Here is a 14835-nt window from a genome sequence, read left to right on the forward strand (position 1 = left end):
CGTTCCTTTTTTTGTTTAGCGCTCTTCGTGCTCCTTCATATAGTCGCGTGGCGACATACCGTAGAATTTCTTGAATACGGTAGAGAACGAGGCTGAGTTTGCAAATCCACATGCATACATCACCTCGGTAACGTTCATGCCTTGGTTGGCCAGCAGCTGGGCGGCCTTCTTCAGGCGGATATTGCGGATAAAGTCGTGAGGTGTCTGGCCGGTAAGGTCCTTCATCTTGCGATGCAGGTGTACACGGCTGATACCAACAGTATCGGCAATCATATCTACACTCAGGTCGGAGTTGTTCAGGTTCTTGTTGATGCACTCCATGATGCGCTCCAGCAGCTTCTCGTCGGGCGACTTGAGTTCAATCTCGTCAATCTGTTCCTCCAGGCTGTCGTTACGCTCGTACTTCAGGCGCAGCAGACGGTGCTTGTTAATGAGGTTCATGATGGTGCGGCGCAGAATCTCCATGTTGAATGGTTTAACGATGTAGGCATCGGCACCAGTCTCCAGACTCTCCAGTTTGTCCTCGTCGCGGTTCTTGGCGGTGAGCAGTACTACTGGGATAGAATTGGTGTTAGGATTGGTTTTGATGCGGGTACACAGGGTGTTACCATCCATCTCGGGCATCATGATATCACTCAGTACCAGGTCGGGCTTGGTGCGGATTACCTCGCCAAGTGCCTCGCGACCATTGGTGCAGGCATGTATATCGTAATCCTTCGAGAGCTCGCTCTCAAGGTAGTTGCGAATCTCCTCATCATCTTCGGCAATCACCAGAGTGAGCTTGCGGTTGCCAGGTGTCATCTCGCTCATCGGGTTAATCAGCTCTGTCTCGGGCTCCTCTTCCAACAGCAGTTCGGGGGTGATGGTCTCGGCGGCCTCGGCTGCTTCGGCTTCGGTAATCATCTCGTCAGCATTCAGATGGCTGTTGCCCATAGGGATGGTAATCACAAACTCACAGCCCTTCTCCAGGTTGTGAACGGTAATGGTACCATGGTGCAGCTCAACCAGCGAACGGGTAAGGTCGAGACCGATGCCAGTGCCCACATAACGGTCGTTGAGCGTGGTGGGCGTCTGATAGAAGCGGTCGAAGATCTTGTTCATCTTATCCTCGGGGATGCCTTCGCCATTGTCGTAGATGGCGATTGTGGCCGATTCGTCAGTATGACTGATGCGAATGCCTATCTCGCCACCGGTTGGGGTGTACTTGAAAGCATTCGAGAGTACATTCATAAGTACCTTATCGAAGTTCTGGCGATCTATCCATACAGGAATCTTATCGCTATCGTGTTCGTAGATAAACTTAATCTGCTTGGTCTTGGCCTGATTATCAAACAGGTCGTAGATATCCTTGGCAAAGCTTACCAGGTTGGTCTCACGCATTCGCATCTGCATCTGACCCTTGTCGATCTTTCGCAGGTCCATCATCTGGTTAATCAGACTGAGAATACGCTCGGCATTACGACGGATGGTTTCGTAAACTGCTTTGCGGCTGGGATCGTTGTCGTTCTTGATAAGCGAGAGCAACGGTGTGAGAATCAGCGTCATTGGGGTGCGGATCTCGTGACTCATGTTCATGAAGAAACGCAACTTGGCCTCGCCCATCTCTTCGGCATGGATATGGGCCTGGAGGCGCAGCTTATCCTGCTCCTTATGGCGACGGTAAACCAAATACTGCCATACAAACATACCGATAACCATAGCGTAGAAGAAATAAGCCCAAGCCGAGCGGTACCACGGACTGTGGATAACCACCGTGAACTCTCTTACGGGTGTTTCTACGTTATTGCGCTCGGCCTTAACCCTGAATCGGTAGGTGCCTTGTGGCAGGTGCGACAGGGTAAGCACGTTCTCGCCTGGCTGCAAGCGGTTGAATGGCTCGCCATTAATACTATATAAATAAGATATGTGTTCAGGGTTCTCGTAGGTAAGGGTCGAGAACTGGATTGAGAACGTGTTATCGCTATAGCTGAGTTCGAAACGGTTGCTGGCAATGATGGTAGTATCGGTAACCAGATAACTGCCTGAATGGGTGGCACGACTTACCTGCTGACCATTGATAGAGAAGGAGGTGAGCTCAACCTCAGCCTCCCACTTGCTAGGAGCAATATGGTGAGAGTCGAACCACGAGATACCTGCTGTGCCACCCATGGTGAGGATACCATCGGGCGACATGAATGAGGCACCATCGCTGAACTCGTTACTCTGCAGACCATCATCCACAAAATAGTTCTGCCAGATATCGGATTTAGGTGTGAAACAGCTCAGTCCGTGGTCGGTACCTATCCAAAGACGGCCTTGCAGGTCGCGTTCGATGGTGGCAATACCGTTATCGGCCAAACCATCAGCACGGGTATATTGCTGGGTTTTGTGGGTACGCAGATCGTAGCGGAACAAGCCCTCGTTGGTACCATACCACAGGTTACCGTCGTATTCGCGGGTAATTCTTACAGGGGTGCTGTAGTTCAGACAGTTCATACCAAAGGTGCTTGTCCAGCTGTTGGCAGGGATGTCGAGACAGCATAACCCCATACTGGTGGATACATACAAACGTTTGCCATCGGGCGACAGTTGAACCTGCGATACATAATCGTTGGTAATGCAGTTCATCTTCCTGTTCTTATCAGCGCCTGCCTTCATTTTGTAAATGGCCAGCACACGTCCGTCGTTGGGGTCCATCTTCACAATGCCATGTTTCATGGTACCCAACCACAGGTAGCCATCGTTGCCCACGGCTATGTCCATTACAATCAGGTTGGGATCCATGGGGAATGGTACGCGGTGATACTGGAAGGTAACAGGATCAACCCAGCCGATACCTTCGCGGTATGTACCTAACCAGATACGTCCCTTCTGGTCTTCGGCCAGCGATACGATGACTGATGGATACTGGTCCTTAAGGTGCTTAGAGGCCTGGCTGTAGAAATCGTAGCAGTAAAGCCCGTCCTTATCGGTACCCACCCATACACGCTTCTTGCTGTCCAAGATAACGCTGATGACGCAGGCTGTACCTAATATATTATGGGCACCAAGTTTATGTCCCATGTAGTGGAAGCCCTTAAAGCTGATGGGCTGCATAAAGATACCCTTCTGCAATAATCCGAACCACAGGTTGCCGCTCTTGTCCTCGGTAATAGAGTAAACCTTACTCATAGGAAGGTTAACCTCGAGTGAGAAGAACGGGTTATCAATCAGTTCGGGTTTGCGGGGATTATAGAGGGCTATACCCTGACCATCGTAACCAATCACAATGTTACCATCGTGGGCACAATAGAGCGATGATACGGCTTTAGTACCTGTTTCGGCAATGTGAACGAACGTGTCGCCCTGCATTCTGAATACACCGCAGTTGGTGCTACCGGCATAGATGATGCCATCGGCACCTTCGCAGAGGCATGAGAACACCACGCTGGGCAGGTTCTGCATATGGCGCTTGACGGTCTTGCCGTTGTATGAGATGAGGCCCATGTGCTCTGTAACAATCCACAGGGTACCTGTACGGTCCTCAATCATACTGTTAACGGTGTGTATGGTCGCCAAAGGTCCCTTCTCCTGATAGGCTGTCTTCTGATCCTTGAACTTCAGGATACCTAGACCAGAGGTTCCCACCAGTACGTCGCCATTGGCACGCTCCAGGAAGCAGTTGGGGTAACTGTGACCGGCGTTGCCGTTCTTGTCGTACATGGTGACATTATGGAATTTGGTGCCGTCCCACGTCTGCAGGGCGCCATACATACCAAAATAAAATAAACCATTGCGATCTTGCATCATGCTGTTCACATAGTTGCTGGCCAGTGAACTGTCGTGCTCGTTCTCTTTCTTGAATACGCGGAACTGATAACCATCGTAGCGATTGATACCGTTACGGGTGGTTGTCCAGATGAATCCCTCGTTATCAAGATATACTTGTGTTACAAAGCTGCTTGATAATTGATGATCGGTAGTGAAGAACTTTCCCCTTTGGGCGAAAGCACTCAACGAGAGAAGTGAAGTAGCTAGAGTCAGTATATACTTAACTTTCATTGTTTTGTTAGTAATTAAATGGTTGCGTTAGTCGTTTTATTGTTTATATGTTGCAAAGATAGTGCATTTCTCGTGATGTAACAAACAAATGTTACAAATATTAAAGTTTTTGATACATTTAATGTGGTTTTACTCCCAAAAATGCCCTATCTTTGCGCAAAATTATATAATTTGTAACATTCGTAGTGATGAATAAAAGACTGATTTTGTTGAAGACATTGGCATTTTTGGTGTGCGTAACAGCTGTCTCTCAGTTGAAGGCGGCCAGCCAATTTGTGTCGTTCCTGCCAGAGGCTGATGCCTGGCAGTTGAAGAACCTGACTGTTGGCTTGAGTCAGAAAGAGCATAGTTGTGTGCAGCTGGCAGCCAAAAATCTCTTGGTGGATTTTGAGAAAGTAACGGGGCGGAAAGCATCGCTCTCGGAGGGTGCCGCCGAGGTGCTGGTTGGTACGGTGGGGTGTAACCCGCAGATTGACCAATGGGTGAAGCAGGGTGTGCTGCCTGGTTTGAAGGGTAAGACCGAGAAATATATCATTAAGACCATCGGCAGTCAGCTGGTGATTGCCGGTAGTGATAAGCGTGGTACGGTATATGGAATCTATGAGCTGTCGAAGCAGATCGGTGTGTCGCCATGGTATTATTGGGCCGACGTACCTGTAGAGCAGCATGCTGCTATATATATTAATAAAGGTGAGTATACCGACGGCGAGCCTGCTGTTCGCTATCGTGGCTTATTCCTGAATGATGAGGCGCCTTGCTTGACTACATGGGTAAAGAATACTTTTGATACCAATTATGGTGGTCATCAGTTCTACGAAAAGGTGTTTGAGCTGATTCTGCGTCTGAAAGGTAACTACCTGTGGCCAGCCATGTGGGGATGGGCTTTCTATGCCGATGATCCTGAGAACCTGAAGACAGCCGATAGGATGGGTGTGATGATGGGTACGTCGCATCACGAGCCTATGGCACGTAACCACCAGGAGTATGCTCGCCATCGTAAAGAGTGGGGTGCTTGGAACTATTCTACGAATAAAGATAATCTGGATCGCTTCTTCCGTGAGGGTATCGAGCGTATGAAGAATACCGACGACATTGTGACCATTGGTATGCGTGGCGATGGTGATGAGGCTATGGGAAACGGTACTGATACGCGTTTGCTCGAGGAGATTATCAATAACCAGCGTCGTATTATTAAAGAGGTGACCAAGCGTCCGGCTAAGGAAACACCTCAGATCTGGGCCTTATATAAAGAGGTACAGGATTATTATGATGCCGGTTTGCGTGTGCCCGATGATGTAACCATTCTGCTTTGTGACGATAACTGGGGTAACGTGCGCCGTATTCCTACTGCTGAAGAAAAGAAACGTAAAGGCGGATGGGGATTGTACTACCATGTAGATTATGTGGGTGCGCCCCGTAACTCGAAGTGGATTAATGTAACGCCCATTCAGAATATGTGGGAGCAGTTGCAGTTGGCCTACAATGGTGGCATCCAGAAACTGTGGATACTGAATGTAGGTGATCTGAAGCCAATGGAGTATCCTATCCAACTGTTTATGGATATGGCTTGGGATCCTGCTAAGTATCAGGTTGACAATCTGTTGGATCACACCCGTGATTTCTGTGCCGAGAGTTTTGGTGTGCCGCATGCAGATGAGGCTGCATCAATCCTGAACCTGGTTTGCAAGTACAACGGACGTATCACCTCGGAGATGTTGGATGCACGTACCTATACCTGTGACGAGTTTGAACGTGTGGTAAACGAGTACAAGGCCTTGGAAACCCGTGCGTTGCGTTTGTTCTTAGAGTTGAAACCTGAGTGCCAGGATGCTTATCGCCAGCTTGTGCTCTTCCCTGTACAGGCCATGGGTAATATCTATGAGATGTATTATGCACAGGCCATGAACCTGCAGCTGGCTAAGAATCATGATCCAGAAGCCAACGAGTGGGCCGACCGCTGTCGTCAGGCTTTTAAACGCGATTCGTTGCTGTGTAACTATTATAATAAGGTGATGGCCCGCGGTAAGTGGGATGGCATGATGATCCAGAAACATATCAGCTATCGCACATGGAACGATAACTTCCGTGCCGATGTTTGCCCACGTCTGGTTGAGGTGCCCACCCCTGTCAGCGGACCGGTATTCTCGCCCAGCGATGGTTATATCAGCATAGAGGCTGAGCATACCTATAGTCGTGAGGATGCTAAAAATGCTACTTGGACGGTGATTCCTTATATGGGGCGTACGTTGAGTGGCATCTCGCTGATGCCTTATACTGCTTCTACCGATCAGGCCAAACTGACTTATCAGTTCAAGGCTGCTGATGTAAAGACGGTAAAGGTGCATGTGGTGACAAAATCAACTCTCGACTTCCTGGATAAGGGTGGCTTGATTTACGACTTGGCTATCGATGGCAAGCAGCCCGTGGCTGTGAACTTTAATAAAGACCTGAACGAGAAGCCTGAGAATATTTACACGGTTTACTACCCAACGATTGCCAAGCGTGTGGTTGAGATGGTAGTGGAGTTGCCAGTTGATGCCAATGAGAAGGTACACACACTGACCCTCCATCCTCAGGATCCGGGCATCGTTTTCGAGAAGATTGTGATTGATCTGGGTGGTTATCAGTCGCAGTATCTGTTCGGTAAAGAGTCACAAAAAGCGTACAATTTACAATAAAAACTAACTCTATATTATTAGTTTTCTTTGTTTTCTGTAACACGGACTTTATATTTTGTAACATTTTTCTTTAATTGTTACTGAATATAAAGTTTGTGTTTCTTCTTTTTAACCCTTTTTTTACTTAAAATATGTACTTTTGCGACCGTTTTAGTCTGTAAGTCGAAAAAGTATGTAGAATCAAAACAAGTTTTTTTTATCTCAATTAACTATAGTCAAATTATGTATCAAAATCAATCAAAATGAAACAGCTAACAAGTCTTTTGAAACGTGCTGTTCCTTCTTTGCTTCTACTTTTCTGCTCTGCTTTCGCGCAGGCGCAGGTAGGCAGTGTTAGCATTAAGGGATCGGTCGTTGACAATGCGGGTGAGCCTCTGATTGGCGCATCGGTTGTTTTGAAGGGAAACACTGGTCAGGGTACGGTAACGGACTTTGACGGTAATTTCCAGTTGAAGGTTCCTTCTGAGAGTTCAGTTATTGTGATCTCTTATGTGGGAATGAACACTCAGGAACTGAAGGTGGGCAAGCAGCGCACTTTCAAGGTGACACTGACCGACAACACCAAGTTGACGGAAGTGGTAGTAGTTGGTTACGGCCAGCAGAAGAAAGCCTCGGTGGTAGGTGCTATTACCCAGACCACAGGTGAGGTGCTGGAGCGTGCCGGCGGTGTGAGCAACATTGGTGCTGCCCTGACAGGTAATCTGCCTGGTGTAGTAACCATGCAGTCTACTGGTATGCCAGGTGATGAGGATCCAAAGATTGTGATCCGTGGTATTTCTTCTTGGAACTCAAGCGATCCTCTTGTATTGGTGGATGGTATTGAGCGTTCACTCGGAAGTATCGACATCGCCTCTGTACAGAGCATTTCTGTACTGAAGGATGCCTCTGCTACAGCCGTGTATGGTGTGAAGGGTGCCAATGGTGTTATTCTGGTTACTACCAAACGTGGTAATGATGGTAAGGCCAAGATCGAAATCGGTATGCAGGCTACTGCCAAGGTGGTTTCACAACTGCCTGGAAAGCTGCACTCAGCCGATGCACTGGCCGTTCGTAACCAGGCTATCGAGCATGAGTTAGGTCTCACTCCTTCTTCATGGGGTAAGATTACACCAGAGGGAATCCTGAATAAGTATCGTAACCCTATCGATCAGGCAGAGCGCGAGCGCTATCCTGATGTGGATTGGCAGGACGAGCTCTTCAAAAAGATGGCTTTCTCTTACAATCCTAATGTTAACATCTCGGGTGGCACCAAGGCCGTAAAGTACTTTGCTTCGGTTGACTTCCTGCACGAGGGTGACTTGTATAGGGAGTTTGATAATAACCGTGGTTATAATGCCGGTTATGGTTTCAACCGTATCAACGTACGTTCAAACCTGGACTTCCAGATTACTAAGACAACAGTCTTGAAGTCGAACCTGTTCGGTAGTCATGGTCAGAAGAAGGGTCTGTATGGTATCGACACCGGTTCATGGTATGAGAGTCAGTTGTGGCAGGCTGCCTACAGCACACCAACAGATGCTTTCATGCCTCGTTACAGTGACGGTACATGGGGTTACTATCCCGACGACACTCAGGGTGCTCATAACTCTATGCAGGATATTGCAACTGGTCATGGTTCGGCCACCAATACTACTACGCGCGTAAATACCGACTTTATCCTGGAGCAGGATCTGTCGTTCATCACACCAGGACTCCGTGCTTCGGCTACGGTATCTTGGGATAACGTGTTTGTTGAGGTGAACCGTGGTATCAACGATATGAACCACTCTACACAGACCAAGTGGATTGATCCTGAGACTGGTCAGGAGAAGTATTCTCAGCCTCAGGACAGTAAGACCAACTTCGACTACCACGAGGGTATCCTCTGGAGTACTAATGGTGGTTCTATTCAGAACTGGAACACACAGCGTAACCTGTTCTATCAGGGACAGTTGTTCTGGGGCCGTCAGTTCGGTCAGCACGATGTAACTGCCATGGGTGTATTCAACCGTACAGAGCGCACATCGGGTGGTAACTTCACTAACTATCGTGAGGACTGGGCCTTCCGTACCACTTATAATTATGGTGGCAGATATTTCTTTGAGTACAATGGTGCTTACAACGGATCAGAGAAGTTCTCAAGTGCCAACCGCTTTGCTTTCTTCAACTCAGGTGCCGTAGGTTATCTGATTAGTGAGGAGAAGTTCTTCCAGCCTTTGAAGAAGTATATCGGCATGCTGAAGTTCCGTTACTCTTATGGTGAGGTTGGTGATGACTATATCAACAGTCGTTGGCTCTATGCTACACAGTGGGCATATGGTGGTAACATTCAGCAGGGCCTGCAGACTGAGACCAGTCCTTACACATGGTATAAAGAGTCTTCTGTAGGTAACCCCGATGTACACTGGGAGAAGGCTATCAAGCAGAACTTAGGTATCGACTACTCTCTGTTGGATGGTTTGTTCGCCGGATCGATTGAAATCTTCCACGAGAAGCGTTCCGACATTCTGATTGCTGGTGCTAACCGTTCTATTCCTTCTTATTATGGTGCTACACCTGCCACTGCTAACCTGGGTCGTGTTCGTACCAAGGGTTATGAGTTGGAACTCCGTGTAAACAAGGTGCTTCATAATGGCATGCGTTTCTGGGGTAACTTCAACATGACTCATGCTGAGAATAAGATTCTGGAGTATGATGATGCTCCTGGACTGCCCGATTATCAGAAGCAGACCGGCTTTGCCATTGGTCAGGATCATGCAAACCTGACATCTGGCTATGCTAACACTTGGGACCAGGTTATTGGTATGACCGATTTCAATACCAATGATGATCAGAAACTGCCCGGATCGTACATCATCCACGACTACAATGGTGATGGTGTGATTGATTCAAACGATTCAGCTCCATATAGTCTGACTGGCACACCACAGAACACCTATAGTGCTTCTATCGGTTGGGAGTGGAAGGGCTTCAGCGTTTATATGCAGTTCTATGGCGTACGTAATGTGGTTCGTTATGTAGCCTTCAACTCTCTGCCTGGTGGAAAACTCGATACCGTATATGATGAGGGTAGCTACTGGACCGTGGATAACATGGATGCCGACGCACCTATGCCACGTTGGGGTTCTAAGCCCGACTATTACGAGGGCACACGTTTCCACTATGATGGTTCATTCATCCGTCTGAAGAATGCTGAGATTGCCTATACATTCACTCAGCCTTGGGTTAAGAAGATGGGTGCACAGAGTCTGAAGGTATTCCTGAATGGTAACAACCTCTGGGTATGGAGCCGTATGCCAGACGACCGTGAGTCGAACTTCGCTGGAACTGGTCTCGCTTCACAGGGAGCCTATCCTACTGTTAAGCGTTTTAACTTAGGTCTTAAGATCAACCTATAAAAAAAGAAAACAATGAAATTTCTAAATAAGTATATAATGATAGGTGCTGCTGCCCTGACCCTGAGTCTGGGTATGACTTCGTGCACCGACTATTTGGACAAAGCCCCAGAATCAGATATCTCTGATACTGACGCCTACAAGGATTTCCATAACTTCCAGGGCTTTGTAGAGGAATTATACTATTGTCAGCCTGATCCTACCAACGGTTACTGGACTAACTCTTGGAACTGGGGTGAGGATGAGATTATGAACATCAATGTGAACTATCACATGTGTTATAAGGTTGACCAGGGTGACTTCTGGGGATGGCAGAGTGAATTCGACGGATGGCAGTCTGGTTGGATGGATCGTGCTAGCAACGAGACAACCAGTGCTAATGGTCCCGACCGTTTCAAGCACTCTATGTGGCCTTTGGCATGGTATGGTATCCGCAAGGCTAACATGGGTATCGAGAATCTGGATAAGATCACCGCTACCAAGGAGGAGAAAGATCTGATTGCCGGTCAGCTTTACTTCTTCCGTGGTTGGTTCCACTTCATGTTGATGCAGTACTTTGGTGGTCTGCCTTATATCGATTCTGTTCTTCCCGCTGGTGAGAAGCTTACTTTGCCTCGTCTCTCTTATGCCGAGTGCGCTGAGAAGGCTGCTGCCGACTTCCGTAAGGCTGCCGACCTGCTGCCTGTTGACTGGGATAAGACTACTGTAGGACGTGTAACTGCAGGTAAGAACCAGTTGCGTGTAACTAAGATTGCTGCCCTCGGTTATCTGGGTAAGGATCTGTTGTGGGCTGCCAGTCCTTTGATGAACGAGGAGTCGACAGGTGCTACTACCTATAATAAGGACTTTGCTAAGCGTGCTGCTGAGGCATTTGGTGAACTGCTGAACATTGTTGATGGTGGTAACACACAGTTCGGTCTGATTCCATTCGACGAGTACTCTGAGAACTTCGTAACAATGGATGGTTCAGGTAAGATGCCTGGACAGAATAAGGATAATACCATCACCGAGGCTATCTTCCGTGGTCCTACCTATGGTTCTGGTTGGGGTTGCTCAGCCTGGGGACAGGTAAAGTGCTATGGTGGTATGGATATCAACGACAGTGGTGTAACCTTTATGCCAACTGCCAACTATGTAAACTACTATGGTATGGCTAACGGTCTGCCTTTGGATGATAGCGATTCTCAGTTTGATAAGACTCATCCTTGGAAGGACCGCGACCCACGTTTCTATCATGACATCAAGTATGATGGCTGTCAGATGATTGTAAAGGAAGACGACGGTTTCAAGGATTGGCGTTATGCTGACATGCAGACCAATGGTAAGTATCGTGATGAGTACCGTGGAACCCGTACAGGTTACTTTAACTATAAGTTCGTTTCTACCAAGTGTAACAAAGTGGACGATGGTTATGGATGGTCGCCACAGATTCACATGCATATCCCCTGGATGCGTTTGTCGGATGTTTACCTGATGTATGCTGAGGCTGCTGCCGAGGCTACTGGTAGTGCTACAGGTTCTGTAGGTTGCAAGCTGACTGCTGTTGACGCAGTAAACAAGGTGCGCGAGCGTGCTGGCGTAGCTGCTGTTGCCGATAAGAACACTGCTTCACTCGACAATTTCATGAGCGAGGTTCGTCGTGAGCGTGCTGTAGAGCTCTCGTTCGAGGGTCACCGTTTCAACGACTTGCGCCGTTGGCTCCTCCTGGATAAGTATCCTTATAACATCAAGACATCACAGGAATTCTTGCGTGTAGGCGATATGAATGTGGATGATCCTACAAAGAACACTGTTGCAGAATGGAGCGAGAAGGTGATTCTGAAGCGTAATTTCTCTAAGAAGCACTACTGGCTGCCACTTAAGAAATCGGATACAACACTTTATCCTGAGTTTGGTCAGAATCCAGGATGGTAAGATCATCAATACTATTATTTATAAGAACATTGATTTATGAAACATATAATTAAGAATATTGCACTTGGCGCCGCTCTGCTGCCTGTAGCAGCAGTGGCACAGACAGAGAAGGAATATACCGACTCTGTGGCAAGTCAGGTGAATGTGGCCTTCCGCACAGTCAACGAGGCTGATCTGATGGGAGGTGTTTCAACTGTCAATATGATAGAGCAGGCCAAGAAGGACTATACAACCTATAGTCTGGATGGTATGGATGCTTTGGTTGGCGGTTATAACGGACAGCTTTGGAATCAGGGTGAGGCCTTGGTGCTTGTTGATGGTGTGCCCCGTGATGCCAACAATGTACTGCCCACCGAGATTGAGCAGATTACCTTCCTGAAGGCCGCTTCGGCAGTAGTGCTCTATGGTAGCCGTGCTGCAAAAGGTGTGATTCTGATTACTACCAAGCATGGTCGTAACGACGGTCTGAATGTAAGTGTTCGTGGTAATGCTTCGCTCTATGTTCCAAAGAGCTATCCTAAGTATCTGGGATCGGCTGCTTATATGGAGCTTTATAACGAGGCTCTGCAGAACGATGGTAAGGCTGCCGTTTACTCTGAGGATGATATCTATCACTATGCCTCTAATGAGAATCCCTACCGTTATCCAAACATCAACTTCTTTGATAGCCAGTATATTAAAAAGACCTATCAGCGTTACGATGGTACAGCTGAGTTCTCAGGTGGTGGTCGTCTGGCTCACTTCTATGCCAATATCGGTTTGTCGAATGTTGGTAGCCTGATGAACTTCGGCGAGGGTAAGAACAATCATACCACTCGTTTGAATGTTCGTGGTAACATCGACCTGCGTCTGAATGACTGGATTGACGGTTATGTAAACGCCAATGCCACATTCTACGATGCCCGTAACGATAATAGTAACTTCTGGAGTGAGTCGGCTACTATGCGTCCTACCAGTCAGTATCCTTTGGTGCCATTCATCCCCATCTCGTATGTGGAGGAAGCTGATGCTGTAACGCTGAAGACCATTCAGAACTCTAACTATATCATCGATGGTAAGTACTTCCTTGGTGGTACTCAGTCGCAGCAGACTAACCCATTCGCAGCTATGTATGCAGCAGGTTACAACAAGTACACCTCTCGTCAGATGCAGTTTGATATGGGCATGAACTTCGACTTGAACAGTCTGGTAAAGGGCCTGAAGTTGAAGACCAAGTTCGCTGTTGACTACCACACACAGTATAACACCTCTATCAACAACGAGTATGCTGTTTACGAGGCTAAATGGAATAATTACTCTGGTCAGGATCTGATCACATCGATTACCAAGTATGGTACAGATAAGCGCACTGGTACTCAGAACCTCAGCAACAGTCATGACAAGCAGTTCATCCTGATGCAGGCTCAGCTCGACTACGACCGCTCGTTTGGTGACCACAACCTCAACGCTACATTGTTGGCTCACGGCTATCAGATTAGTGAGGATGGTAAGTATCACCGTACCAGCAATGCTAACCTTGGCTTGCAGTTGGCTTATAACTATGCTCATACTTATTATGCAGACCTCTCAATGGCTGCCATTCACTCAGCTAAACTGGCAGAGGGTCATCGTGAGGCCATCTCTCCAGTAGTATCACTGGGCTGGCGCTTGAAGAACGAGAGCTTCCTGCGTAATGTGAAGGCTGTAGATGATCTGAAGCTGACCGCTTCGTATGGTATCATCAATCAGGACCTTGATATCGAGAAGTACTATATGTACGACTACGTTTTCACTGCTACCGGTACATGGTGGGGATGGAACGAGGTTGCTAACTCTATGCAGACCAGCGATTCGCAGCAGGGTTCTAACTATAACCTCGGCTTCATTAAGCGTAAGGAGTTCCGTGCTGGTCTGACTGGTTCGTTGTGGGAAGGCGCATTGAAGTTCGATGCCAACTTCTTCACCACTTCAACAAACGGTCTGCTGACAACAGCTTCGACTATCTATCCAAGCTACTTCCAGACTTACTGGCCTGTATCTACTTTCCTGGCTAACACCAACTACAACAATCAGCGTCGTACTGGTGTTGACCTGACCTTGAACGTACATCAGAAGTTTGGTGAGTTTGATACTAACTTCGGTGTTTCGGCTATGTACTATACTTCGAAGAACACTAAGTGGGACGAGAACGTAGAGTACGACTGGTTGAAGGCTGAGGGACAGAGCATCGAGGCTATGCGTGGTTACGAGTGCCTTGGCTTCTTCAAGGATGCCGACGATGTAGCTAACTCTGCAAAGATTAATAACAACACCAAGCCTGGCGACCTGAAGTATAAGGACCAGAATGGTGATGGTATCATCGACTCTAAGGACCAGGTGGTAATCGGTAAGTGGACTGCTCCATTCCAGATGGGTGTACACTTCACTGTAAAGTATAAGGACTTTACCCTCTTTGCTCAGGGTTCTGGCACCTTTGGTGGCAATGGCCTGAAGAATGGCAAGGATACGTGGGTATATGGCGACGGCAAATACTCGGATGTAGTGCTGAACCGTTGGACTCCAGAGACAGCCTCTACGGCTACTTATCCTCGTCTGACCACAGAGAGTGGCGACCTGAACTTCGTCGCTTCTGATTTCTGGAAGTACTCTACTTCTGCATTCCGTCTGAACAAGGTTCAGCTCACTTATGATCTGCCTCAGTCAATCTTCGCTGGCGATTCATTCGTGAAGGGTGTTTCTGTATATGTAAGTGGCAGCAATCTGCTGACTATTGCCAAAGAGCGCAAGTATATGGAACTGAACGTAGGTACTGCTCCTCAGACACGTATGTATAATCTTGGTGTGAAGGTAAATCTCTAAAGATAAGATAA

The 14835-nt window shown here is 47.7% G+C and carries 5 protein-coding genes; 4 read left to right on the plus strand and 1 reads right to left on the minus strand.

Annotated elements, in window-relative coordinates; all coding sequences use genetic code 11:
- Window positions 1-15: 15 nt before the first annotated feature.
- Complete coding sequence (locus PRU_RS14015) at window positions 16-4020, minus strand: hybrid sensor histidine kinase/response regulator transcription factor (protein WP_013064354.1); 4005 nt, start codon at window positions 4018-4020, stop codon at window positions 16-18.
- 188 nt (window positions 4021-4208) lie between these two features.
- Here PRU_RS14015 and PRU_RS14020 point away from each other — a divergent pair, with 188 nt between their 5' ends.
- From PRU_RS14020 to PRU_RS14035, 4 genes are all read left to right on the plus strand, one after another.
- Entirely contained in the window at window positions 4209-6698 is a 2490-nt protein-coding gene (locus PRU_RS14020) for a glycosyl hydrolase 115 family protein (protein ID WP_041386356.1), read from the plus strand.
- A 242-nt stretch (window positions 6699-6940) separates the two neighbouring features.
- Window positions 6941-10075: a SusC/RagA family TonB-linked outer membrane protein gene (locus PRU_RS14025; protein ID WP_013065530.1), complete on the plus strand. Its 3135-nt coding sequence runs from the start codon at window positions 6941-6943 to the stop codon at window positions 10073-10075.
- A 12-nt stretch (window positions 10076-10087) separates the two neighbouring features.
- The gene (locus PRU_RS14030) at window positions 10088-11986 is read left to right on the plus strand and encodes a RagB/SusD family nutrient uptake outer membrane protein (protein ID WP_041386357.1); all 1899 of its coding nucleotides are present in this window, start codon (window positions 10088-10090) and stop codon (window positions 11984-11986) included.
- Window positions 11987-12022: 36 nt separating this feature from the next.
- Window positions 12023-14824: a SusC/RagA family TonB-linked outer membrane protein gene (locus tag PRU_RS14035; RefSeq protein ID WP_013063376.1), complete on the plus strand. Its 2802-nt coding sequence runs from the start codon at window positions 12023-12025 to the stop codon at window positions 14822-14824.
- The last annotated feature ends 11 nt before the right edge of the window (window positions 14825-14835 follow it).

Source organism: Xylanibacter ruminicola 23 (genome assembly GCF_000025925.1).
In the GTDB taxonomy this organism is placed as follows: domain Bacteria; phylum Bacteroidota; class Bacteroidia; order Bacteroidales; family Bacteroidaceae; genus Prevotella; species Prevotella ruminicola.